23 protein-coding genes and 1 tRNA gene are annotated in these 23778 nt (G+C 34.3%); 16 read left to right on the top strand and 8 right to left on the bottom strand.

Features of this window, described 5'->3' with window-relative positions:
* Positions 1 to 45 precede the first annotated feature (45 nt).
* The 3 genes from AC3QL1_RS13030 to AC3QL1_RS13020 all read left to right on the top strand — a co-directional run bounded on the left by AC3QL1_RS13030 (position 46) and on the right by AC3QL1_RS13020 (position 2337).
* Positions 46 to 1071 (top strand): saccharopine dehydrogenase NADP-binding domain-containing protein, encoded by a 1026-nt coding sequence (locus tag AC3QL1_RS13030; RefSeq protein ID WP_492491936.1) that lies wholly within the window; start codon positions 46 to 48, stop codon positions 1069 to 1071.
* Between the two features lie 5 nt (positions 1072 to 1076).
* Complete coding sequence (locus AC3QL1_RS13025) at positions 1077 to 1664, top strand: hypothetical protein (RefSeq protein ID WP_492491934.1); 588 nt, start codon at positions 1077 to 1079, stop codon at positions 1662 to 1664.
* Positions 1665 to 1899: 235 nt separating this feature from the next.
* The gene (locus tag AC3QL1_RS13020) at positions 1900 to 2337 is read left to right on the top strand and encodes an acyl-CoA thioesterase (RefSeq protein WP_492491932.1); all 438 of its coding nucleotides are present in this window, start codon (positions 1900 to 1902) and stop codon (positions 2335 to 2337) included.
* A 251-nt stretch (positions 2338 to 2588) separates the two neighbouring features.
* Here the strand turns inward: AC3QL1_RS13020 and AC3QL1_RS13015 are convergent, their stop codons facing one another.
* On the bottom strand, positions 2589 to 5537 hold the full coding sequence (locus AC3QL1_RS13015) for a LamG-like jellyroll fold domain-containing protein (RefSeq protein WP_492491930.1): 2949 nt from the start codon (positions 5535 to 5537) through the stop codon (positions 2589 to 2591).
* 227 nt (positions 5538 to 5764) lie between these two features.
* On the opposite strand from AC3QL1_RS13015, the gene AC3QL1_RS13010 reads away from it, so the two are divergent.
* The 6 genes from AC3QL1_RS13010 to AC3QL1_RS12985 all read left to right on the top strand — a co-directional run bounded on the left by AC3QL1_RS13010 (position 5765) and on the right by AC3QL1_RS12985 (position 11408).
* Positions 5765 to 6667 carry a mechanosensitive ion channel family protein gene (locus AC3QL1_RS13010; RefSeq protein WP_492491929.1) on the top strand — a complete coding sequence of 301 codons (903 nt, stop codon included), beginning with the start codon at positions 5765 to 5767 and terminating at the stop codon, positions 6665 to 6667.
* Positions 6668 to 6767: 100 nt separating this feature from the next.
* Positions 6768 to 7760 carry an alpha/beta fold hydrolase gene (locus AC3QL1_RS13005; protein WP_492491928.1) on the top strand — a complete coding sequence of 331 codons (993 nt, stop codon included), beginning with the start codon at positions 6768 to 6770 and terminating at the stop codon, positions 7758 to 7760.
* A 133-nt stretch (positions 7761 to 7893) separates the two neighbouring features.
* Positions 7894 to 8283: a DUF1398 domain-containing protein gene (locus tag AC3QL1_RS13000; protein WP_492491926.1), complete on the top strand. Its 390-nt coding sequence runs from the start codon at positions 7894 to 7896 to the stop codon at positions 8281 to 8283.
* 12 nt (positions 8284 to 8295) lie between these two features.
* On the top strand, positions 8296 to 9150 hold the full coding sequence (locus tag AC3QL1_RS12995) for a ThuA domain-containing protein (RefSeq protein WP_492491925.1): 855 nt from the start codon (positions 8296 to 8298) through the stop codon (positions 9148 to 9150).
* 12 nt (positions 9151 to 9162) lie between these two features.
* A complete protein-coding gene (locus AC3QL1_RS12990; RefSeq protein WP_492491923.1) occupies positions 9163 to 10017 on the top strand; it encodes a sulfurtransferase in 855 nt (284 codons plus the stop codon).
* A gap of 149 nt (positions 10018 to 10166) precedes the next feature.
* Positions 10167 to 11408 carry an ATP-binding cassette domain-containing protein gene (locus AC3QL1_RS12985; RefSeq protein WP_492491921.1) on the top strand — a complete coding sequence of 414 codons (1242 nt, stop codon included), beginning with the start codon at positions 10167 to 10169 and terminating at the stop codon, positions 11406 to 11408.
* 147 nt (positions 11409 to 11555) lie between these two features.
* Here AC3QL1_RS12985 and AC3QL1_RS12980 read toward each other — a convergent pair whose 3' ends face one another.
* Entirely contained in the window at positions 11556 to 12596 is a 1041-nt protein-coding gene (locus AC3QL1_RS12980) for an RluA family pseudouridine synthase (protein WP_492491919.1), read from the bottom strand.
* Entirely contained in the window at positions 12586 to 13209 is a 624-nt protein-coding gene (locus AC3QL1_RS12975; RefSeq protein WP_492491918.1) for a PASTA domain-containing protein, read from the bottom strand. The genes AC3QL1_RS12980 and AC3QL1_RS12975 overlap by 11 nt, the downstream gene beginning before the upstream one ends.
* Positions 13210 to 13690: 481 nt before the next feature.
* Here AC3QL1_RS12975 and AC3QL1_RS12970 point away from each other — a divergent pair, with 481 nt between their 5' ends.
* The 4 genes from AC3QL1_RS12970 (at position 13691) to AC3QL1_RS12955 (ending at position 17019) form a co-directional block, all read left to right on the top strand.
* Positions 13691 to 14662: a D-alanine--D-alanine ligase gene (locus tag AC3QL1_RS12970; RefSeq protein WP_492491917.1), complete on the top strand. Its 972-nt coding sequence runs from the start codon at positions 13691 to 13693 to the stop codon at positions 14660 to 14662.
* 259 nt (positions 14663 to 14921) lie between these two features.
* Positions 14922 to 15614: a DUF421 domain-containing protein gene (locus tag AC3QL1_RS12965; RefSeq protein ID WP_492491915.1), complete on the top strand. Its 693-nt coding sequence runs from the start codon at positions 14922 to 14924 to the stop codon at positions 15612 to 15614.
* A gap of 161 nt (positions 15615 to 15775) precedes the next feature.
* Positions 15776 to 16234: a pantetheine-phosphate adenylyltransferase gene (coaD, locus tag AC3QL1_RS12960; protein WP_492491913.1), complete on the top strand. Its 459-nt coding sequence runs from the start codon at positions 15776 to 15778 to the stop codon at positions 16232 to 16234.
* 206 nt (positions 16235 to 16440) lie between these two features.
* Positions 16441 to 17019, top strand: coding sequence for a PhnA domain-containing protein (locus tag AC3QL1_RS12955; RefSeq protein ID WP_492491912.1), 579 nt, complete (start codon positions 16441 to 16443; stop codon positions 17017 to 17019).
* Between the two features lie 141 nt (positions 17020 to 17160).
* Here AC3QL1_RS12955 and AC3QL1_RS12950 read toward each other — a convergent pair whose 3' ends face one another.
* Positions 17161 to 17607, bottom strand: coding sequence for a hypothetical protein (locus AC3QL1_RS12950; RefSeq protein WP_492491911.1), 447 nt, complete (start codon positions 17605 to 17607; stop codon positions 17161 to 17163).
* Between the two features lie 223 nt (positions 17608 to 17830).
* The gene (locus AC3QL1_RS12945) at positions 17831 to 19180 is read right to left on the bottom strand and encodes a DEAD/DEAH box helicase (protein ID WP_492491909.1); all 1350 of its coding nucleotides are present in this window, start codon (positions 19178 to 19180) and stop codon (positions 17831 to 17833) included.
* 273 nt (positions 19181 to 19453) lie between these two features.
* Here AC3QL1_RS12945 and AC3QL1_RS12940 point away from each other — a divergent pair, with 273 nt between their 5' ends.
* Positions 19454 to 21181: a M14 family metallopeptidase gene (locus tag AC3QL1_RS12940; RefSeq protein ID WP_492491908.1), complete on the top strand. Its 1728-nt coding sequence runs from the start codon at positions 19454 to 19456 to the stop codon at positions 21179 to 21181.
* 10 nt (positions 21182 to 21191) lie between these two features.
* Positions 21192 to 21476 carry an LvrA C-terminal domain-related protein gene (locus tag AC3QL1_RS12935; protein WP_492491907.1) on the top strand — a complete coding sequence of 95 codons (285 nt, stop codon included), beginning with the start codon at positions 21192 to 21194 and terminating at the stop codon, positions 21474 to 21476.
* 48 nt (positions 21477 to 21524) lie between these two features.
* Here the strand turns inward: AC3QL1_RS12935 and AC3QL1_RS12930 are convergent.
* The 3 genes from AC3QL1_RS12930 to AC3QL1_RS12920 all read right to left on the bottom strand — a co-directional run bounded on the left by AC3QL1_RS12930 (position 21525) and on the right by AC3QL1_RS12920 (position 22480).
* Positions 21525 to 21608, bottom strand: a tRNA-Ile gene (locus tag AC3QL1_RS12930).
* Between the two features lie 39 nt (positions 21609 to 21647).
* Positions 21648 to 22028, bottom strand: coding sequence for a hypothetical protein (locus AC3QL1_RS12925; protein ID WP_492491905.1), 381 nt, complete (start codon positions 22026 to 22028; stop codon positions 21648 to 21650).
* An 11-nt stretch (positions 22029 to 22039) separates the two neighbouring features.
* Positions 22040 to 22480 carry a hypothetical protein gene (locus AC3QL1_RS12920; protein ID WP_492491904.1) on the bottom strand — a complete coding sequence of 147 codons (441 nt, stop codon included), beginning with the start codon at positions 22478 to 22480 and terminating at the stop codon, positions 22040 to 22042.
* A gap of 289 nt (positions 22481 to 22769) precedes the next feature.
* Between AC3QL1_RS12920 and AC3QL1_RS12915 the strand changes: the two genes are divergently transcribed.
* Complete coding sequence (locus tag AC3QL1_RS12915) at positions 22770 to 23558, top strand: hypothetical protein (protein WP_492491902.1); 789 nt, start codon at positions 22770 to 22772, stop codon at positions 23556 to 23558.
* Positions 23559 to 23778: the final 220 nt, after the last annotated feature.

Genomic DNA, 23778 nt, shown 5'->3' with positions numbered 1-23778 from the left:
TATAGACAAACAGCATTATTTAAATATCTTAAATTTATTTAATCCATGAAAAATACTATTGCAGTTTACGGCGCTTACGGACACACGGGAAAATTCATCTTAGCTGAGCTTAAAAGACAAGGTTACAAACTAATTCTTTCCGGCAGAGATCAGGAAAAGTTATTAGATTTACAAAATGACTATCCTGATTCCGTGATAAAAGCAGCCAATATTCACGATACTAATTCATTAGACGAAGCATTTTCCGGAGCAAAAATTATTATAAATTGTGCCGGTCCATTTCTGGATACAGCAAAACCTATTATAAAATCGGCTTTGCGTTTAGGAATTCATTACATCGATTTAAGTGCCGAACAAAAAGCTGTTTTAGATGTATTCGAACAATTTTCTGAACAGGCAAAATCAAAAGAAATCTTAGTTATTCCTGCCGTAGCTTTTTATGGCGGATTAGCTGATTTATTAAGCACTGCAATAACTCAGGATTGGAATGAAATTGACGAGATAAACGTTTATATCGGCTTAGATTCCTGGCATCCAACAAAAGGAACCAGATTAACCGGAGACCGCAATCATTATATAAGACTGACTTTAAAAAACAAGCAATTACAAGAACTTCAACCGGGTTCACCAATAAAATGGGATTTCAAAAATCCTATTGGAATTAAAGAAGCTGTTGCGTTACCGCTTTCCGAAATTATTACCATTTCGCGCCATTTAAACGTAAAATCAATCAATACATTTCTAAGTCAGAACTCTTTGGATGATCTTCGAAACGAAGCTACGCCAGAGCCTAAACCTACCGACGAAAAGAATAGATCGTCTCAGCTTTTTTCTGTTGAAGTTGTCGCAACAAAAGACAATAATAAGAAAACTATTTTGGCGCAAGGCCAGGATATTTACGCCGTAACAGCGCCTTTGGTTGTCGAAACGGTAAACAGAATACTATCCGGAACAACAAAGAAAACCGGCGTAACAACAATAGGCGAAGTATTCGATGCATCCGATTTTCTAAACGCTTTAAATGAAGATGATATCACAATTTCAGCCATTGAAGAATCTAAAATTAAATAATTAAAATGCCAAAATCTCTATTTCTTTTTGTCTTTCTTTTTTCTGCAATGTTAGCTGCCCAAAATAATTTTTCCAAAGAAATTACAAAAGTAAAAGGCGATTTAAACAAAGATGGTTTATCAGATTATGTTCAGGTTTTACAAGATACCGTAAGTGAAACTGCGCCTTATAAACTCGAAATATATTTTGCCGAAACCAATGGGAATTTCAAAAAAGTAGTTTCTACAGTAAAAGCAATCGACGCGCAATATCCCGAAGGAAGAAATGGATATTCTAACGGAAATTCCTTTTATGAAATCACCATTACAAAAGGAATTTTAAGCATTCACAATGAACTTATTCGGGGCAATTTTGAACATAAATTCAGATATCAGAATGGAAATTTTGAATTGATTGGTTTCTCTGAAGTTTATTCTGACGGGCAGGGAACAATGAGCAATATCGATTTTAATCTTTCAACGGGAATCCGCATTAAAACAACAGAACCTTACGGCGAAGACGATTTCCCGAAAACAAATACCAAAAAGAAAATCATGATTCGACCATTGCCAAAACTACAGGATTTCGCACCTTTTAAAACCGAATATTATTAATATTAAGTACATTATGTCAAGCTTTGTCAAAGTTTAAAACTTTGACAAAGCTCAAAATGGGTTAATCAACTCTATCGGCTATGTTTGTTGATGCAAGTGAAACGCCTTTATCCATTTCTACAAACTATGTTTCTATGTGTTAAAAAATATTACACTCAGCGGATTTAACTTTTCAAAAAAGTTGCCTTTGCTTTTTTATTTGTACTTTCGATTTTCAAAAAATTATAAATAAAAAATGGCTTCATTTACCAAACAAATATCTTTTCGCTGGTCAGATCTTGACCCCAATTTTCATGTTAGACATAGTGCTTATTACGATTTTGGTGCACAACATCGTATCGAAATTCTCGAAGAATTAGGCTTAACTTTAAAAGTGATGCAAACGCAGGGTTTTGGACCTGTTTTGTTTAGAGAAGAATGTGTTTTTAGAAAAGAATTAAAACTTTCAGACAAAATATTCATTCACACCAAAACTTCAAAAATGAAAGCCAATGCTTCGCGCTGGTCTATCATTCATGAATTTAGAAAAGAAGATGACACGCTTTGTGCCGTAATTACTGTTGATGGCGCGTGGATGGACACAAAATTGCGTAAACTGGCTTCTCCAACGCCTGAAATTGCTATTCAAGCTTTAAGTATTTTTCCTAAAACGGATGATTTTGTTGGTCTTTAAATTAAAATCACACTTATAAATATTAAAACCGTTACAAATGAATGTAACGGTTTTAATATTAGAAAAAATTGCTGAGTGTGATTTATTTAACACATGAAACATAGATTTTAAAAACTTAAAAAAGGCGTTTTACTTTTCTAAATACATAACTATGTTTGAGAAACTAGTTTCTTTTTGTACTCTTTTTTGATAAATATAAGCCTATGTTTCTATGTGTTTAATAAAGCTTTAGGATCATTTGTTTACAAATATTATTCAGCCAAAATTTTAAAACTCTTATTTAAATCTTCAGAAGAAATATTTAATACATACATTCCTGATATTTTTTTATTGCCAATGTTTAAAGCAAAAAGTCCATTTCCATCCGAAGTGATTTTTTCTTTCAGAATAATTTTTCCCGTCATATCGCTTAAAATTGCCGTTGCAGAAGACGATCCGTAATTCGGAATATTGATGAAAATCTGGTCTTTTACAGGATTTGGATATACAATCGCATTATTCTTGTTTTGAGTAAATTTATCCGTACTTAAAAAATCCTGATTAAACAATTCCAATACTTCGGTCGTATTTAAAGGATAATTAAAAATCTGAAGCTCATCAAATTGCCCTTTATAAGGCGCAGGCGCAGTTCCTGATGCAAGTTCAAGCTCTCCGATATTTCCTATTACTAAATCTGTTTCTTCAGAAATTCCGGTAACAGCAGTTTCATCGAGTTCAGCTGAAAAAACGCCGTTGGTATAAATCCTCATTTTATGAGCAATAACATCTCTCATAATCACAACATTTACCCAGTCATCTGTAAAATATTTGGCTGCCGCTGTTGTGACTTCTTTTTTGGTTTTATCATCATCGATCGCAAAACGCAAAAGACCGCCTTTGATTTCGATATTATATCTTCTTCCTGTTGCGCCCGTTGTGGTATTCTTGGTAAACGAACCTTTGCACAACACATAAATACTCGTTGCCGAAGAACTTGGCAATAAAGCCGGAGCTGCTTTCATCCAGAATGAAACCGTAAACGAATTTTTATCAAACAATAAATGATCCTGATTTGGAATATTTACCATCGATTTATTATTTGCCGAAGTCGAAAAATCAATTGCATTATTGGCTTTTCCCGGCACTCTTACATTAGCATTATCATATGCAACATCCAGCACACCATGATTGGCATAACTGGTAATATCTGTAATTTGCTCTCCCTGAGACGCTGCTTCTTTAAACGGCCAATGACCAACCAAACCTGGCGTAAGCGCGCGGAAACTCCAAACATCTCCCGTTGCGGTTCCTTTGTCATTTACAGCGTCAATTCTCCAGTAATAATTTATTGCCGGACTCAAACCTGTAACAGCATAAGACGAACTGGCAGTATAAGCAATATCACCCAACTTCGTCAAATTTGAAGGATTTGTGCCAAAATAAACCGAATAAGTTGTCGTGTTGGAGCTTCCACTCCATTTTAAAGTCAAATTGCCACTTGTGAGTTCTGCATTAACAAATCCTGAATTAGGAATTGGAGCACTTGCCTTAGTTGGTGCTAACGGAATTGGCGGTGTTGTTAACGATGCCGTTTCATACACCGAAGATTCTGTATTATTTGTTGCTTTTATACGATAATAATATTTCGTATTTGGCAATAAACCCGTGTCATTATAAGTCGTTGTATTTGCACCCAATGTAGTGATTACTGAAAAATCAGTACCATTTAAAGAACGTTCAATGACATAATTATTCTCATTTGTAGCGCTGTCAATCCAGTTAACGGTTAAAGAACTCGCAATCGGAATTTCTGTCGAAACCACATTTGTAAAATTTATATTCGAAGGCGGAATAATAAAATCCGGAGGCGTTTCATTTGTTAATCCGTTAATATAAACTTCAATATTAAGGTACGGCGCATGCGATGAACTTACCGATAAAGCATCAGCGGTATTTTTATCTAATTCATTTGCATCTTCCCAGGCGTCGGGCATTCCGTCATTATCCGTATCCAAAGGAGCCGGCGCGCCATAAACATGTCCTGCGCCGCCGTTAATAAAACCAAATTGCTGCGTTAAGTCTGTTTGAACATAAACGTAAGTTGCCGCTGTTCCTTTCGACATCAAATCAGAAACCATTAAATTATCAACCTGATCACGTCTCGGATAAGAAGCGCCAACGCCTGAAACTATCTTATTATAAGCATCTTCAGCGCTTAAAGTGGTATTTTTCATTGGATAATCATACGGTGTTGACAAAATCGTCGCAATATCTCCCGTAGGATATCCCGTTAAATCCGAAGGAACCAAAGTACCGTTTAAAACACCGTCTTTATTATTATCGAAATAATTTCCGGAACCGTACAAAGAAAAATTATCATTTCCGCGATTAAAAGGCGTCGAAATAGTCGTGCTGGTATTAGGTCCGCCAATAAAATAATTATTGATAATATTTACATCAGAACTTCCGGCAGAATCGCCACCCATAATATACGCATCGCCGGATTCGGTATGTCCGTAAGTATTACCATAATTTCCCCAATTATAAACAACATTGTTTACAAACTCGTTGATGCCTTTTATCTTATTATTTCGCGTTTTGTTACAGATATATAAATTTCCAATCAGACTAATCTTTCCGCCGGAAGGCTGTATCAATCCACCTGCAGAATGATTATGACGGTGTAAGCCCTGCCCGATAATAGAATTCTGAATGGTAATATTATCCGGACTCAGACCTTTATTATCCCAATTGATCGAAAAAACTTCATCAGTTCCCCACGTAAAAGTCATGTGATCAAAAATCATATTGGCACCGTTTGCAAGTCCTGATGCATCCTGATTTTGAGCCGTTCCGCCGTAACGAATCCTGAGATATCGCGCAATTGTGTTACTCGCTCCCGTAAAGGTAACTCGTGTCCCTAAAAATACAATTCCCTCGCCGGTTGCCGTTTGTCCTGCAATCGTCGTATTGCTTGCCACAACAACCTGAGACAATAAATTCACAATACCGCCTACTCTAAAAATTACAAATCTTCCTTCCTGACTCACCGCATCCCTAAAAGAACCCGGGCCACTGTCGTTTAAATTGGTTACCAGATAAATTTGAGGATTTGCCGCGCCTCTTGCACCCGTGGTAAATCGCCCAAAACCAGTTGCTTCAGGAAAAGCTAACGTTTGAGCTTGTAGATTAACAAAACTGTTAATAAATCCATATATCATAAAAATTTTGACTAAAAATTTAAATGATTGGTTACTTTTTTTCATAAATTTTGGTTATATGTTAGTATAACTAATTTACTTAGAAGCAAAAAAGAGCGCATCCTGTCCTATCCTGCTTCATCTTACTAATCCTCAATATATTATACTTTTCAGATTTATGAATTATCACTTTTACCCATTCAAATAGATCCTAAATTTGTAGAACTATTACTGCTAATAATAGGCAGATGAGTACAAAACTTCGTAAATTAGCTTTTCTAACTTTTAGAATTTTTATAAAAACTAAAAAGCTTATGATCGATTTTACAAAAGATTTTAGAATAGCTATCATTATCGGCATTATTGCCGTTACCACAATTATTTTAGGCGCAGTAACAGAAAAAGTATTGCGTTATTTTTTGTATCGAAAATTGACCGATAAAGAATATGATGCAACCGGATTTAGGTTTTTAAAACATCTAATTATCACCGTAATCTACATTTTAGGATTTGCCTTTGCCTTAATCCAAATTCCTGAATTTAAGATTATCGGGCATTCGTTTTTAGCCGGTGCGGGAGTAATTTCTCTGGTTGCTGGTTTGGCGTCTCAGCAAGCTTTGAGTAATATTGTAAGCGGTATATTTCTGGTTATTTTTAAACCTTTCAGAATCAACGATAAAATCACCATTAATAATTTCGTTGGTACGGTTGAAGATATTAATTTGAGACAAGTTGTTTTAAAAGATGCCGAAAACAACCGAATCATTATTCCAAATTCTGTCATTAGCAATCAGATTATCGTGAATACCAATATGCATGACACAAAATGCTGTAAAATAATCGAAATCGGTATTGGTTATGAATCCGATGTTGATAAAGCGCTGGAAATCATGAAAGATGAAATTGCAAAACATCCTCTTTTTATAGATACCAGAACCGCCGAAAACAAGAAATCAAAAACTCCTTTGGTCGTTGCACGCGTAGTCGCTCTGGCAGATTCAAGCGTTACCTTAAAAGCTTGGGCGTGGGCAAAAAATTCAACAGATGGATTTGTCATGTATTGTGATTTATTGCAAAGCATCAAAAAACGTTTTGATGAATCTGATATTGATATTCCCTATCCGCAGCGGGTTGTAACATTCAAGAAATAGTTTCTTTCAAGTTTTTTCTGATAACTTTAAGATTTTAAGTTTTGCCTTTAAAATCGTAAACCTTAATTTTATAGTTAATGCAAACCAATACTAAACTGAAATGAAAAATATACTATATATACTCTTTATGCTTCCTTTCCTATGTTTTTCGCAGCAGGAAAAGATAAAAGCACTCGATATTAATTTAACCAATTATGAATATCCATTTCCGGTTCAATTTTTAGAATTAAGCAATCAGCGTCAGCTTTTAAAAATGGCGTACATGGATATTAAACCCGAAAATTACAATAATAAAAATATTGTGCTGTTACACGGTAAAAATTTCAATGGCGCTTATTGGGAAACCACCATAAAAGCGCTTACAAAAGAAGGTTTCCGCGTAATTGTTCCGGATCAGATCGGTTTTGGAAAATCTACAAAACCAGAAAATTATCAATATAGCTTTCAGCAATTTGCGCTAAATACCAAGAAATTACTCGATCATTTGGGAATTGAAAAAACTACTATTTTAGGTCATTCTATGGGCGGAATGTTAGCCACAAGATTTGCCTTGATGTATCCTGAAACAACTCAAAAATTAGTACTCGAAAATCCAATTGGTCTAGAAGACTGGAAACTCGTTGTTCCGTATCAAACCATAGATTCGTGGTATGAAAGTGAATTAAAACAAAATTATGAAGCCATCAAAAAATACCAAATGGCGAATTATTATGATGGAAAATGGAATGCTGATTTCCAAAAATGGGCAGAACTAAGCGCAGGCTGGACTTCGGCTCCAAATTACGACAGAGTGGCCTGGAATTCCGCTCTTATGTACGATATGATTTTCACACAGCCTGTTGTATATGAATTCAAAAACATCAAAAGTCCCACTTTACTAATCATCGGAACAAGAGATAAAACAGCCATAGGAAAACAATTCGTTTCTGAAGAAGTCAAAAAAACATTAGGAAATTATGCTGAATTAGGGAAGAAAACGCAAAAGACTATTCCGAATTCTAAACTAGTAGAAGTTCCAAACACAGGGCATTTGCCACATATTGAATCTTTCGATCAATTTATAAAACCATTAATCGTATTTTTGAAATCGTAATTTTTTTGTTCGCCACGAATTGCACGAATGATCACGAATTATTTTTGCAAGGTTTACGTATAAAAAATTAGTGTAAATTCGAGTAATTCGTGGCAACCCTTTTTTAAAATCAATAATCTCAAACCAAAATATTATGTTTACAATCGAACAAATAAAAGAAGCACATGCCAAGGTAAAAAGCGGTGCTGATTTTCCAAATTACATACAGGATTTAATTATTTTAGGCGTAAAAGGATATGACACTTTCGTGAATGACGGGCACGTAGAATATTACGGTGTCAACAATTATAGTGTTACTGCCGATGAAAAATATCCTGAAATTAAAGTCGAAGCCGTTGCAAATAAAGAACGTTTTATCGAATTTTTAGTGATGCATCAGGACGGACAAACCGATTATCTTACTTTTTGCAATCATGCAGCACAATGCGGAATTGCAAAATGGAGAGTTGATATTATCGAAATGACCTGCACGTATTTTGATAAAGCAGAGAATGAAATACTGATCGAAAAAATCCCTGATTAATCAAAAAATTCAATGCTAACTTTAGATAAGAAAAAGTATTCAACAACTAAAAAAAGTATTTTATTAATACTTTTTTTAGTTTGTTTTACAGCATTTCCGCAACATAAAAAAAGTAATTCTAAATTTAAAGTAATCGCTTTTTATACCGCAAAAAATGATCAGGCACATATTAGTTTTGTGCATGAAGCCAATAAATGGTTTCCAAAAGCAGAGCAGGAAAATCATTTTGAATATGATTCCACCAGCAATTGGGATAATCTAAACGCGAAATTTTTAGCCAAATATCAGGTTGTTTTATTTCTGGACACAAGACCGGAAACTCAAAGTCAAAGAGAAGCATTTCAGAAATATATGGAAAATGGCGGCGGCTGGATTGGTTTTCACTTCTCGGCTTTTGCCTTAAACGATTCCGATTATCCACAAAACTGGAATTGGTATCACAATACTTTTCTAGGTTCAGGTGAATATGGAAGCAATACCTGGCGGCCAACATCGGCGGTTTTACGAGTTGAAAACCAACATCAAATCACAAAAAATATTCCCAAAACCTTTACATCTGCGCCAAATGAATGGTACAGATGGAGTAACGATTTAAGAAAAAATCCGGATATTAAAATTCTTTTAGCCATCGACGAATCCAGTTTTCCATTAGGAACAGGGCCAAAACAACATGAAATTTGGCACAGCGGTTATTATCCTGTAGTCTGGACCAATACGAAATACAAAATGCTCTATGTAAATTTGGGACATAATGATATTGATTATGAACATGGAACTAATAAAACTCTTTCTTATACTTTTGCAAATGAAACGCAGAGCAAATTAATTCTGAATGCATTACTTTGGTTGGGAAATTCTAAAAAATAAAATTTATTTAAGATGTCAGATAAAATTTCACCTATTATAAATCCTGAAGATTTAATACAACTTAAGGATTCAGCAGAAATTATTTTAATTGATGCCAGAGCCGGAATCAATGCCGAAGAGAATTATGCAAACGAACATTTAAAAAATGCCCGTTACGTTGACTTAAATCGGGATTTAGCAACAGTCGCAGATCCTGCAAAAGGCGGAAGACATCCTTTGCCTTCTTTTGAAAAGTTCTCTGAAATACTTTCAAAACTCGGAATTTCACCTCAAAGTCATGTCATTATTTATGACGATAAAAACGGATCAAATGCAGCTGCTCGTTTTTGGTGGATGTTAAAATCTATTGGACACAAAAACGTACAAGTTTTAAACGGAGGTTTGCAAGCAGCAATGAAAGCTGGCTTTCAAACTAGTTCAGAAATTGAAAGCTTTGAAACGACTCGAAATTATCCAATTACAAAATGGAACTTGGCTCTTGCCGATATTGGAGAAGTAGAAAAAGCCAGAAATAACGATGAGAATATTGTAATAGATGTCAGAGATAAAAATCGTTTTGATGGTTTAACAGAACCCTTAGATTTAATCGCAGGACATATTCCGGGCGCAATAAATGTTCCGTTTAGTGAGAATTTAGATGAAAATGGTTTTTATAAATCAGCAGAAGTTTTAGCTAAAAAGTATACTGAAATTTTAGGTGATACAAAACCAGAAAATGTAATTGTACATTGCGGTTCAGGAGTTACGGCTTGTCATACTTTATTAGCAATGGATTATGCGGGAATCGAAATTCCAAAACTTTACGTCGGGTCCTGGAGCGAATGGTCCAGAAATGATCGTGAAATGTTTACACAAAAAACAGAGTAAAATTCATTGAAAAGAATTCAAAAATAAACAGGTTTCTAACACATAGCTATGTGCATTTAAATAAGTGGAAATGCCTTTTTTAAGTTTACAAAATCTATGTTTCTATGTGTTAAAAACATACACAACGATTTAAAAATACAAATACAAAAATGCAGCATTGGGATATACTTTTATCAAACTTAGTCAATAAAAAAGCCTTTATACAAACAATACTTTCAGGCGAAGCAAAAGGAGAATTAGCGATTTTCAACAATCAAAAAGGAATTTTGTTTTCTGATATTGCAATCGAAAAATTCATCGAAAAAGAATACCAATACGATTCAGTAGAAGCTTCTCCGGAATCGCACAGACAATTGCGTACTTTTTCTTCCGGCGAACGCAAGAAAGAATTCCTGAAATACTGCATTAATCAAAAACCGGATTTCATCATTTTCGATAATCCGTTTGATCATTTAGATCAGGCTTCACGCGTAATTCTGGCAGAATCACTAAAAGATTTATCTAAAATTATTGCAATTATCCAAATCGTAAATCGCGTTACAGATGTGCTCAATTTTGTTGAGAACAAAGCTCAGATTAAAGACAATACTTTTGAATTACATCCTTTTTCACAAACTGAAAATCATTTTAGAACATTAAATACCGCTGCAATTCCAAAAGCAATTGAACCGCATTCCTTCCACGAAAGTGTATTAATAAAAATGGAAAATGTTTCAGTTAGTTATGACGAACGTAAAATTGTAGACAACATTTCGTGGACCATCAAACAAGGTGAATTCTGGCAGTTAATTGGTCCGAACGGTTCGGGAAAAAGCACCATATTATCTTTAATAACAGGAGATAATCCAAAAGGATTTGGTCAGAATTTGTATTTGTTCGGAAGAAAAAAAGGAAGTGGAGAAAGCGTTTGGGACATCAAAAAGCAAATCGGAATCTTTGCCACTTCCATGACCGATTTATTTCAAAAAGGACATACTTTAGAAGAAATGATTCTGTCCGGATTTTTCGATTCCATCGGACTTTATATCGAACCAACGACGCATCAAAAACAAATTGTTTCCCAATGGCTTGAAGTAATCGAAATGACCCATTTAAGAAAAAAACGATTCATAGACCTTTCTATCGGCCAGCAAAGAGTTGCTTTAATTGTTCGTGCCGTTTTAAAACATCCGCCATTATTGATTCTCGACGAACCTGTAGAAGGTTTGGACGACGAAAATGTAGATTTAGTCATTCAGCTTATCAACACCATAAAGCAGGAAACAAACGTGAGCATTTTATGCGTTTCACATCGTATAGAACCTGGCCTAGCTCCTACTTCGGTATTCGAACTTTTACCATCTCCAACCGGATCAATTGGTAAAATAAAATACCATTCAGAATTAAATTAAAACACAAATTCCACTAATTTACACGAAATTAATCTGTGCAATTAGTGGAATTTCTATATTCTATATTCTATATTCTATATTCTATATTTTATATTCTATATTCTATACTCTTTATTCTAAAATCTAAAGTCTAAAATCTAAAGTGACTTATTCTTCCTCTTCCGTATTATGCGATTTCACATAATTACGCCATTTATCAATACAATCCTGAAAATCCTGAGGTAATTCAGTATCAAAACGCATCATTTCACCAGTATTGGGATGCACAAAACCAAGTGTTTTAGCATGCAAAGCCTGACGTGGCAACGCTTTAAAACAATTCTCGATAAACTGTTTGTATTTTGTAAACGTAGTTCCTTTCAAAATCAAATGACCGCCGTAACGTTCATCATTAAACAACGGATGTCCGATGTGTTTCATGTGCGCACGAATTTGGTGCGTTCTTCCGGTTTCTAGTTTGCAGGAAATCAAAGTCACATAACCAAAACGTTCCAGCACTTTATAATGTGTAATCGCCGGTTTTCCAATTTCAGGATCAGCAAAAACAGCCATTTGCATGCGGTCTTTTAAATGTCTGGCAAGATTTCCTTCAATCGTTCCTTCCTCTTCGGCAACATTCCCCCAAACAAGCGCAATATATTCACGCTCAGAAGTTTTAGCTTCAAATTGTTTTGCCAAATGTGTCATTGCCGCTTCGGTTTTGGCAACCACCAAAAGTCCTGATGTATCCTTGTCAATTCTATGAACCAAACCTGGACGTTCGCTGCTGTTCATTGGCAAATTATCAAAATGATGCGCCAAAGCATTAACCAAAGTTCCTGTATAATTTCCGTGACCCGGATGCACAACCATTCCCGGTTCCTTATTAATCAATAAAAGCGCGTCATCTTCATACACAATATTCAACGGAATATCTTCCGGCAGAATATGGTTTTCAAACGGCGGATGCGATAACATAACCGTCACAACGTCAAACGGTTTAACTTTATAATTTGATTTTACCGGAATATCATTTACAAAAATATTTCCTTCAGTTGCGGCGTTTTGAATTTTGTTGCGCGTCGCATTCTGAATCAAATTCATTAAATATTTGTCAATACGCAAAAACGCCTGACCTTTTGGGACTTCAAATCTAAAATGTTCGAATAATTCGTCTTCCAGATCTAAATTTTCAATATTATTGTTCATCTTTTGGGGTTTCTGGAGCTGGCTCAGCTAAGCTGTCTGTTGCCTGACTTTCATCTACATAAGTTGCTTTTCCGTCACCTAAAACCAAGTCGATTTTAGAAGCTTTCAGCACACGGTCTCCTACTTTTAAGTTTCTTCCTTTGTAACGCATTTCCAAAACCATATCTTTTCCTAAATTCGGAATATAGGTAATCGTTCCCGCTTCAAGCCCTAAAGCCTTCAAAGTTGGAACCGCTTCACGATATGTTTTTTCGATTAAATCCGGAATTCTAACAGACGAAAATCCGGACGCATTTATTTTAATATATATTTTTCGACCCTCTTTTACTTTTGTTCCCGGCAACGGATCTTGCTCAACAACACTGTATTTAGGAAATCCGCTTCGGTAATCAACACTATCCAAAAGCACATAATCCAGGTCTAATTCATCCAATTTTGATTCTACTTGCTCCTCTGTCAATTTAGACAAATTCGGAACCGTAATTTCATGTCCGTGATCAGTTGTAAAAGTCAACCAATGCATAAACAAATAACCTAAAACGGCAATAATAGCAGCCGCACCCAATATTTGTAAAAAAAACACACGGCTTGTTAAATACTTACGTAAACTCATAAATTTATTTTTAGTTGTCGCAAAGATAAAGCTATTTCGTTTCAAAAAAAATGATAATTTTGTTTAAAACAAGAAAGTCACAAGATTGTCATCCTGAGCGAAGTTGAAAGATGATTTTGGGATTTGGAATTTGAATTTGGAATTTAAATTTTAAGGAGCTGTTTCCTGCTGTCCGCTGTATCTTTTGCGCCGAACCCCGGCACAAAAGGATGCCGCTCCCATCAGGGCTAGGGCTTTAGGTTTCATAAGAAGATTTCGATATTTTCAGACTGAGCAAAGTCGAAATCACAATCTTGTCAGAATGAGGGAAACCGAAGTCACAATTTTGTCAGACTGAGCGGAGTCGAAGTCCCGCAAAGTGATTCAATTCCGCTCAGTCTGACAAACGAAACGAACAAAAAAATTAGTGAAAATTAGTGCAATTCGTGGCAAAAAAAAACGATTAAACAAATACACCATATAACGATTAAACATCAAATCAATGAAAAACATAGCCATCATCATGGGCGGATATTCTAGCGAATATAAAATCTCACTTATCTCAGGAAACGTTGTATATCAATATCTTGACAAAACAAAATACAACGGATTCCGCGTTCATATTTTTAAAGAAAAATGGGTTTATGTAGACGCAAACGACGCTGAATTTCCAATCGATAGAAATGATTTTTCTGTTACGGTAAATGGAGAAAAAATCACTTTTGACTGTGTTTTCAATGCAATTCACGGAACTCCGGGCGAAGATGGATTAATGCAGGCTTATTTTGAATTATTAGGTATTCCGCAATCTTCCTGCGATTATTACCAATCGGCATTGACGTTCAACAAACGTGATTTGTTATCCGTTTTAAAACCGTACGGAATCAAAACCGCAATTTCTTATTACTTAAACAAAGGCGATATTATCAATACAGATGAAATAGTTAAAAAAGTAGGTTTGCCATGTTTCGTAAAACCAAATAAAGCCGGTTCAAGTTTTGGAATCTCAAAAGTAAAAACCGCTGAAGAATTGCCAATCGCCATTGAAGTAGCGTACAAAGAAGACAACGAAATCATCATAGAGAGTTTCCTCGACGGAACAGAAGTTTCTGTTGGGGTAATCAATTATAAAGGAGAAATCAAAGTTTTACCCATTACAGAAATTGTATCAGATAATGATTTCTTTGATTATGAAGCCAAATACGAAGGAAAATCACAAGAAATTACACCAGCACGCATTTCAGACGAACTAACACAAAAAGTAGGTGAAACTGCAAAACGTGCTTACGAAGTCTTAAAAATGAAAGGTTTCTCAAGAAGCGAATTCATCATCGTAGACAACGAACCATATATGCTTGAAATGAACACAATTCCGGGTTTAACAACCGAAAGTTTGATTCCGCAGCAAGCAAAAGCAGCCGGAATTTCACTTGAAGATTTGTTTACTAATGCAATTGAGTTAGCGCTTGCTTAAAGAAAGTTTCTAAGGTTCTGAGATTCTAAGTTACTGAGATCTTGGAATCCTAGAACCTTAATTTCAATCACACAATATTGTCAGACTGAGCGGAGTCGAAGTCCCGTATGCTGAATCACTTTGCGGGACTTCGACTCCGCTCAGTCTGACAATCAATAAAAAAATAAGCAACTCAAAACCTTAGCCACTAAAACAAAAACCTTTGAACCTAAAAAATCTTAGTAACTTAGAACCTTAGCAACTTAGCACCTTTAAAAAAATGAAAGAAATATTCGAATGGAATAGAATTTTTTACAATGATTTGCCCGAAAATTTCGCTTTAGAAGTTATATTTCGTTCTACAGTAATGTTTACTATTTTGTTGTTGACCTTAAAACTGGCCGGCAAAAGAGGTGTTAAACAATTGTCGATTTTCGAAACCGTAATTATTATTGCGTTGGGTTCAGCAGCCGGCGATCCAATGTTTTATGAAGATGTTGGTATTGTACCCGCTGCAATCGTATTTACCGTAATTATTATTTTGTATCGAGGTGTAACTTGGCTGACAGGAAAGAGCAAAAAATTTGAAGAATTCATAGAAGGCAAAACCGAATGTTTAATTAATAATGGTAAATTTTCTATCGCTACTTTCAAAAAAGAAAGTCTGGCGCAGGATGAATTTTTCTCAGAACTTCGCATTAAATCTATCGAACATCTTGGTCAGGTAAAACATGCTTTTATAGAAACAAGCGGAGAAATAAGCGTATTTTTTTATGAAGATGAAGAGATAAAATACGGTTTACCAATCTTACCCGCTGCATTCAATAAAAAAAATAAAATTATTGAAAATGATGGTATTCACGCGTGTACATTTTGTGGTCATACCGAAGAACAAAAACCCGGAACCGCTACATGCGAAGTCTGTAAGAAAGACGAATGGGTTCCTGCGATAAAAACAAAAAGAATAACGTAAGATAAAATTCTAATTTTCATCCCGAAGCTTCGGGACCAAAAAGCTTCAAAATCTTTTAATTTCTTAAAAATAAAAAATCTTAGAAACTTAGTTACTCAGAACCTTAGAAACTAAAAAAACTTTGAACCTTTGCAACTTTGAACCTCTGAACCTTAAAAACAATGAGAAAAGCCATATTCCCGGGATCATTTGACCCTATTACACTTGGACACGAAGATATTATCAAAAGAGGAATTTCACTTTTTGATGAAATCGTAATCGCCATTGGTGTCAACGCCGAAAAAAAATACATGTTTTCACTTGAAGAAAGAAAGCATTTTATCGAACAGACTTTCAAGGACGAACCAAAGATTTCGGTTATTACTTATGAAGGTTTAACAATAGATTTAGCCAAAAAACAAAAAGCTCATTTCATATTAAGAGGTTTGCGCAATCCCGCCGATTTCGAATTCGAAAAAGCCATTGCACACACCAACAGAAAGCTTTCTAAGATAGAAACCGTATTTTTATTAACCGCCGCAAGTACATCTTATATCAGTTCAAGCATTGTTCGTGATGTATTGAGAAATGGCGGTGAATATGAAATGCTGGTTCCGGATGCGGTTAGGGTAAAAAAATAACACAAATACAAGTCATTGCGAGGAACGAAGCAATCACACTAATCAAGAATCTTAATAAAAGATATACCTGATGAGATTGCTTCGTTCCTCGCAATGACAAAAATCAGCGCGAATCGGTTTCACCTGTAAAATCCGTGCGCCAAAACACAAACTTGCAAGCGAAGCAAATTATAAGTAATTTCGCATTTTTAAATAAACAATCAATAATGAGCATCGAAAGAGAATTAAACAAACGCAGCGGGTCAAAATGTGAACTTTGCGGAGCCGAAGAAAACCTAAAAGTATATACCGTATTGCCAACTAAAAAAGGCGGACTTGATGAAAGTATCCTTGCGTGTACTACTTGTATTGACCAAATTGAAAACCCTGATAATGTAGATTTAAATCACTGGAGATGTCTTAACGACAGCATGTGGAATGAAAATGTTGCCGTGCAAGTTGTTGCGTGGAGAATGTTAAGCCGTTTGCGTGCTGCAGGATGGCCGCAGGAATTGCTTGATATGATGTATTTAGACGAAGATACGCTTGCTTGGGCACAAGCAACCGGAGAAGGCGAAGATGACGAAAATAAAATCGTTCACCGTGATAGTAATGGCGTAATTTTAGAACACGGAGATTCTGTAGTTTTAATCAAAGATCTTAAGGTAAAAGGATCAAGTATGGTGGCAAAACAAGGAACTGCAGTTCGTAACATCCGTTTAGATCATGAAAATGCTGAATACATCGAAGGAAAAGTTGATGGACAGCAAATTGTAATTATCACGCAGTACGTTAAAAAGATATAATTTTAAAGTGGCTAAGGTTCTGAGTTGCTAAGATTCTAAGTTTTTTTAACTTGAAACCTGAAACAAAAAATAAACCTGAAACAAAACAAAAAAGGCTATTCAAATCTGAATAGCCTTTTTTAGTTTTATACTTAAAGTAAATTATTTTTGGAATAATTTATTGATCTGATCTTTTACGAATGGCTCAGAAACACTGCTTGTTGCAGAAGAAGCTTCTTTTGAAGAAACCATGAACTGAACTGTAGCTTTCTCAGGAAGAACACTTCCTGTGTAGTGCAACCAAATATAGTTATTTGGTAATTCTAATTTAATATCATACAAAGGGCTTGCAGTAAAACCGCCCATAATGATATTATAAAGGCTATTGTAATCGTTGTTTACGTTTTTGAATGAAAACTTTCTTAATGCAGAAGATTCATCATCATTTTGAATACTAGTGTAATAAACAGTATATTCATCTCCAATTTTTTGAATATAGTTGTTATTTACTTTTCCTAATTTCTCAACAGGAACAGTCTCAAGAACCTTAATCTGTGCAAACGAAACAACACTAAAGAACAAAGTGGCAAGGGTAATAATCTTTTTCATAACGGAATTTGGGGTTAATTTGTACTACTATAATAAACGCCGAAATTATGAAAAATTACTTCTAAAAACACTCTTTTATTAACATTAAATTGTGATTTTTGTTTAAATCTGTTTCTATTCCTAGCAAAATTCACGCAACTTTTTAATAATCAATAAATTATATTTAAAAAATTAATTATTAGAACTTTATATTTTTATAAAAAAGTTCTAATAATTTAATAAATTACCTTTCCTCTTCCTTCTTTACAACTTTACGAGCCACTTCAATTTTGAACTTTTTACCTTTCATTTTCTCGTCTTTTACGTTCTTCAGCAAGTCTTTTACTTTATTAAATCTTACGGCTGCAAACGAAATAAAATCTTTTACTTCAATTAAACCTAAATCGCCTTTTTCAAGTTTTCCTTTTTGAGAAAAGAAACCCACGATGTCAATTTTATTCAGTTTTGTTTTTTTACCGCCACTAATATAAATTGTCTGGTATTCCGGTGGTTTTGGTAAGGTCGTTGCATTTTCGACATTCAAAACTTCCATTCCGTAGTCGATATAATCCAGTTTTTTTTCACTTTCGTGAATGATGGTATATGCTGTTCCAGTTGCCTGCATACGCGCTGTACGACCGTTACGATGCGTAAATTCGTCTTCTTTTAAAGGTAAATGATAATGAATAACGTGTTTCATTTCCGGAATATCCAGTCCGCGGGCAGCAAGATCTGTTGTAATTAAGTAACTCATGCTTCCGTTTCTAAACTGAATCAACGCACGCTCACGTTCGTCCTGATCCATTCCGCCATGATAATAGGTAGAATAAATTCCCTTTTCGTTTAGTGTATCGCTGATACGTTCTGCAGCATCACGATGATTACAAAATATAATAGCCGATTGCGATTTTAGCGAACAAATTAAATTAAATAAACTTTCCAATTTATCTTTTGCCGGCGAAACAATCATTTTCATCGAAAGATTCGCTTTTTCTTCTTCCTCCGGAATAAAATCTAAAACCGTTGGATTGATCACTCGCGTATATCTCGGAATCTCAATATCTGAAGTTGCTGAAACCAAAACACGTTTGTTCAGCTTCGTTAATTTACCAATGATATAAGACATTTGCTCGTGGAAACCCAATTGCAGTGATTTGTCAAATTCGTCTAGAATCAACGTCTGAATTTTATCGGTACGGAAAGTATCTCTGTCGATATGATCTGCAATTCTTCCCGGAGTTCCAATTAAAACTGCCGGCGGATTGCTTAAATTTTTGATTTCGGTATCAATGGAATGTCCGCCATAGCAGATATTCACTTTGTATTGCGTTCCCATTTTTTTCCAAACCTGCTCGATCTGCAAACCTAATTCGCGCGAAGGCACTAAAATTAAACATTGAACCGAAAGAATTTCGGGTTGTAATAATTCTAAAACCGGTAACAAAAAAGCCAGTGTTTTTCCTGATCCTGTTGGAGAAAGAAGTAAAACATTATTGTCGTTTAAAATTGCGTCCTGAGCAACTTCCTGCATTTCGTTTAGGGTCTCAATTCCTAAGTTCGAAAGTATATTGTTGGAATGGTGATTTTTATTCATTTTGCAAAAGTAGTCAAAAAAAGTTGTTTCAAGTTTCAGGTTTTCTTTGTTTCAAGTTTTTTTTAACCGCAAAGAGCGCCAAGTTTTACGCAAAGGCCGCAAAGTTATATTTGCACAACTTTGCGAACTTTATTTTTACAAACCTAATATATTAAAAACCTTTGCGCTCTTTGCGGTAAAATGCCAAAGTTGCTCTACCCTCATTTCAACCTGAAACTTGAAACCTGAAACAAATAAAACTTTATATTTGACTTTTCTATTAAAACCAAAATCATGAAATTTTTCACCATTATCCTTTCACTTTTCACCATCACAATTTTCGCTCAGAACAATAAAAAATACGATACTTTTTTTGAAAAAGGAAACGGAAATCAATCTGCTACTTACGAAGAAACTATCGCCTATTTTAAACTTTTAGCGCATGATTTTCCAACGATTCAAATTAAGGAAATGGGGTTGACAGATTGTGGTGAACCTTTACATATGGTCGTTTACAATCCTGAAAAAGAATTTGATTTTGAAAAAATCCAGAAAAACAAAGCCGTACTTTTTATCAATAACGGCATTCACGCCGGCGAACCTGACGGAATAGACGCTACAATGCAATTCTATAGAGATCTGGCAATTGGAAAACTAAAAGCGCCAAAAAACACCGTGCTTGTTACAATTCCGGTTTATAATATTGGCGGTGCTTTAAACCGAAATTCTACCACAAGAGCCAATCAGGACGGACCGGAAGTTTATGGTTTTAGGGGAAATGCCCGAAACTACGATCTAAATCGGGATTTGATGAAATCAGACACTCGAAATACGAAGAGTTTTGTGGAGATTTTCCAGAAAATAAATGCAGATGTTTTTATTGATAATCACGTCAGCAATGGTTCTGATTACCAATACAAACTGACTTATATTATGACGCAGCATAACAAACTGGGAACTGTTTTGGGCGATTTTATGAATAACGAAATGATGCCCGCTTTAGTCAAAGATTTGCAAAATAAAAAGATTGAAACAACGCCTTATGTGGATTCTTTTAAAGATACGCCCGACAAAGGTTTTGGTCAGTTTGTTGATAGTCCGCGATATACAACGGGTTATACTTCGTTATTTAATACGATTGGTTTTGTGGTAGAAACCCACATGCTGAAAAAATACGCCGAACGTGTAAAAATGACTTACGAATACACAAAATCAACTTTGGATTTTACCGATGCCAATTATCAAAAAATAAAAGAGCTTCGCGTTAAAAATTTAGAGCAATATCAGCCTAAAAAACCATATACTTTAAAATGGGAATTAGACAGCACAAAAGCAACCACTTTTTCGTTTTTAGGTTATGAAGCCGGATACAAAAAAAGTGACGCTACAACGGGAAATCGCTTGTATTATGACCGAAAGAAACCCTACAAAAAAGATGTCCCGTATATCAAAGAATTCAAATCAGTAAAAGACGTTGTTATACCATCTGCTTATATCATACCGCGTGGATATTGGAATATTATTGATCTTTTAAAGAACAATAATATCTCCTTTAACCAATTGAAAAACGACACTATTATTGAAGTTGAAAGTTACAGAATTGCCGATTTTAAAACAGTTCCTTCTGCTTATGAAGGTCATTATCTACACCGAAATACAACGGTAACTTCTAAGATTGTAAAAATGAATTTTGCCAAAGGAGATTATTTCGTGCCAACAAACCAAAAAGGTGTAAAATATCTACTTGAAGCTTTTGAACCGGAAGGTGTTGATTCGTTTTTTAACTGGAATTTCTTCGATCCTATTTTACAGCAAAAAGAACATTACTCTGAATATATTTTTGAAGATACAGCAGCGAAAATCTTAAAAGATAATCCAGCTTTAAAAGCCGAATTAGAAACTAAAAAACAAACTGATGCTGAATTTGCGAAGAATCCTGAAGCGCAATTAGATTGGATTTACAAACATTCTGTCTATTATGAAAAGGCGCACATGCAATATCCTGTTTATCGTGTTTTGTAGATTTTTTTAATTGGTACGTTTTTTTAACGCAAAAGATCATATAAGAGCGTGGTCAAAAAATTACAAGAAAACTACAATTGAAGTTGGAGAACCGGATCTTTCATTTGCTGCATTTTGGAAATTATATTCATCTAATCCCCTTTCAAAGAAAAAGCTAGCTTTGGAAAGATGTAATAAATTGAAAGAAGTTGATCGCATTAAAATCTTTTTAAAAATGCCTGAATTTATAAAAGAGAAAAACAAACAAAAGGAGCGTTTTCCTTATGCAGAAGTTTATATAAATCAAAGATGGTAGGATCAATATCTACAATGGAAAGCGGCTCATAAATGAGCCGCTTAATTGTGGAGAGTACAGGATTCGAACCCGTGGAAGTGTAACCTTCTTCTGATTATTAGACAGATGCCTTAAACCACTCGAGCCAACTCCAAAAAAATAATATTTTACTCATTTGGAATCATCGTGAAGCTAAAAATCATCATTAATAATGTCATTAAAAACATCATCTATACCATATACTCTATCAAACAATATTTGATATAGATCTTTAAAAGTTTCGTACGCTTCAACCGTATTTAATTGTTTTGTAGAATAACTTGCAATGTTTGGTATTGGTGATCCCCAAGATCTACTATTTATAATATCAGTTAAATCTTCGCCAACCAAATCATCAGGTTTAGCAGGGAAAAAATTGATAACATAAAATTCATTCCAAGTCTCACTTACCTTTTGTATTGACCATTTATGCTTACCATCATAAAGAAAATAAAATTCTTGACCTTCTGCAATTACATTTGTAATCTTATCTTTATTGGCAATCATTGAATTTATGACTAAAACTATTTTCATCTTTTTAAATATTATGTAATTGAATCTCCAAAGTTTGATACATCTAAATTTCGAACACATTCTTTTAACTCACTTACTAAGCTTCTTTTTTGAGGTTCTTCTAATCGTACTGGATTACGGGTAAAATTATTTATTTTTTTAAGTTGGTCTGCCAATTTTTCTTTTAAATACTTATTTCCCAGTATATGACCTTCGATCTCATGTAGCAGATTAATTACTTCATCTTTTTGGTCTGGAGTAGTAGTTTTAAAATCATTAAGTTTCTCAATTTTATACTTTAGGTCAGCTAAGGTTAATTGATTTGAATAATTCAAAATAAAATTGAATGCACTTTTGATTTTATCCTTATTAGTTATAAAAATGTAGATAGCTAAACCAGCAGTTATGATGGTCATAGTATTACCTACTATATTTATAATTAAGTCAATTAATGTCCAAAAAGCTTTATCCATACTACAAACATAACAAATAATCTTAAAATGTAAGATTAAAACGAATAACATTTTAATTCAAAAGTTACGGTAATCAGTAAACTAAAATAAAAACAACTTAATACATTTGAAATAGTGCAGATAAATATTAAAACATAATTGATAAAATTATGAAGAACTTCCTTTAACACTTAAAGAAATTGACACAAAGTACAATTGAAAAAATTACTGGTAATATGCATTGCATTCATAATAATTTCACTAATATTTACTTATTTTTTTTATGTTTGTTTCAACTAAAACCTCACCAATGAGCCTTTCCATATCAGATTTAATACAAAGTACAATAGATTCTTCAAAGGAGCGAATAAAAACCCCAATTACGGGAGCTTATATTTGCTCCTTTGTTATTTATAATTGGCAACCATTATTAATTTTATTATTTTCCGACTGTACTATTGAGGCACGGATTGGAGAGGCTAAGCCATATTTCAAAACTATTTCATTTCTATGGCCATTGGCTATGGCACTTTTTTTTACAATTCTAATTCCACTTTTAATGTGGGGGTTGGATAGTATAAATATGTTTGCAAAGAAAAAAAGATTGGCTAAAAGTTTTCAAAATAGAAGAAATCTAATAAAAGAAAAAATGGATATAGCTGATGATGTAAATGCATTAAAACATAAAGAATCAGGTAATAAGGAAATCCAAGACTATATTGATCAGATTAAGGCTTTAGAAGATTCAAAAACTCAATTAGAACAATCAATAGCGCAAATTAGAGAAACAGATAAACTTACAATAGAACAATTAAATCAGTCACTTGCAGAATCTAACACGATGATTCAAAATTTAAGAAATACAATGAATCATGAATCAAATCGAGATATTGTTTATGAAGAAACTATCGATGGACAGGAAATCAGAGAAACTATAGCGGGGATATTCCGAAAGACAAACATTACTAGTGAAGGTCAAGTTTTAGAATCAAATGAGGGTAAACTAAACTTTATGTTAATGGGTGGCTACATAGAAAAATCCGACTCAGGTTATCGTTTAACTAAAAGAGGAAAGAGTCTATGGAATCTTCTAAATTGATTAATGCATAATAAATTTCAAAATTTACCTTTAAAACAAATAAAATGAAAAAAATAATTATACTCGCACTTTTTCTTTTAGCTAATTTTAGTCATGCTCAAGAAGTATCCCCGCTAGCGCGAGCGTCCCGCTCGTGAACGCAATCAAAATCAAGATAATTGAAAAATAGTCACGAGCGGGACGCTCGCGCTAGCGGAAACTGTAAAATATAAAAGCCTAG

The sequence above is a fragment of the Flavobacterium sp. GW823-FHT04A11 genome, from assembly GCF_058796535.1.
The sequence above is the reverse complement of the archived record's forward strand: the minus strand, read 5'-3'. Positions and strand labels throughout refer to the sequence as shown.

Coding starts and splice junctions, on each gene's coding strand:
- AC3QL1_RS12995 (WP_492491925.1), top strand. CDS start 8,296: ATGCTAACTTTAGATAAGAAAAAGTATTCAACAACTAAAAAAAGTATT.
- AC3QL1_RS12980 (WP_492491919.1), bottom strand. CDS start 12,596: ATGAACAATAATATTGAAAATTTAGATCTGGAAGACGAATTATTCGAA.
- AC3QL1_RS13005 (WP_492491928.1), top strand. CDS start 6,768: ATGAAAAATATACTATATATACTCTTTATGCTTCCTTTCCTATGTTTT.
- AC3QL1_RS12950 (WP_492491911.1), bottom strand. CDS start 17,607: ATGAAAAAGATTATTACCCTTGCCACTTTGTTCTTTAGTGTTGTTTCG.
- AC3QL1_RS12975 (WP_492491918.1), bottom strand. CDS start 13,209: ATGAGTTTACGTAAGTATTTAACAAGCCGTGTGTTTTTTTTACAAATA.
- AC3QL1_RS12915 (WP_492491902.1), top strand. CDS start 22,770: ATGAGCCTTTCCATATCAGATTTAATACAAAGTACAATAGATTCTTCA.
- coaD (WP_492491913.1), top strand. CDS start 15,776: ATGAGAAAAGCCATATTCCCGGGATCATTTGACCCTATTACACTTGGA.
- AC3QL1_RS13015 (WP_492491930.1), bottom strand. CDS start 5,537: ATGATATATGGATTTATTAACAGTTTTGTTAATCTACAAGCTCAAACG.
- AC3QL1_RS13020 (WP_492491932.1), top strand. CDS start 1,900: ATGGCTTCATTTACCAAACAAATATCTTTTCGCTGGTCAGATCTTGAC.
- AC3QL1_RS13000 (WP_492491926.1), top strand. CDS start 7,894: ATGTTTACAATCGAACAAATAAAAGAAGCACATGCCAAGGTAAAAAGC.
- AC3QL1_RS12965 (WP_492491915.1), top strand. CDS start 14,922: ATGAAAGAAATATTCGAATGGAATAGAATTTTTTACAATGATTTGCCC.
- AC3QL1_RS12945 (WP_492491909.1), bottom strand. CDS start 19,180: ATGAATAAAAATCACCATTCCAACAATATACTTTCGAACTTAGGAATT.
- AC3QL1_RS13010 (WP_492491929.1), top strand. CDS start 5,765: ATGAGTACAAAACTTCGTAAATTAGCTTTTCTAACTTTTAGAATTTTT.
- AC3QL1_RS13030 (WP_492491936.1), top strand. CDS start 46: ATGAAAAATACTATTGCAGTTTACGGCGCTTACGGACACACGGGAAAA.
- AC3QL1_RS12970 (WP_492491917.1), top strand. CDS start 13,691: ATGAAAAACATAGCCATCATCATGGGCGGATATTCTAGCGAATATAAA.
- AC3QL1_RS12940 (WP_492491908.1), top strand. CDS start 19,454: ATGAAATTTTTCACCATTATCCTTTCACTTTTCACCATCACAATTTTC.
- AC3QL1_RS12985 (WP_492491921.1), top strand. CDS start 10,167: ATGCAGCATTGGGATATACTTTTATCAAACTTAGTCAATAAAAAAGCC.
- AC3QL1_RS12955 (WP_492491912.1), top strand. CDS start 16,441: ATGAGCATCGAAAGAGAATTAAACAAACGCAGCGGGTCAAAATGTGAA.
- AC3QL1_RS13025 (WP_492491934.1), top strand. CDS start 1,077: ATGCCAAAATCTCTATTTCTTTTTGTCTTTCTTTTTTCTGCAATGTTA.
- AC3QL1_RS12925 (WP_492491905.1), bottom strand. CDS start 22,028: ATGAAAATAGTTTTAGTCATAAATTCAATGATTGCCAATAAAGATAAG.
- AC3QL1_RS12990 (WP_492491923.1), top strand. CDS start 9,163: ATGTCAGATAAAATTTCACCTATTATAAATCCTGAAGATTTAATACAA.
- AC3QL1_RS12920 (WP_492491904.1), bottom strand. CDS start 22,480: ATGGATAAAGCTTTTTGGACATTAATTGACTTAATTATAAATATAGTA.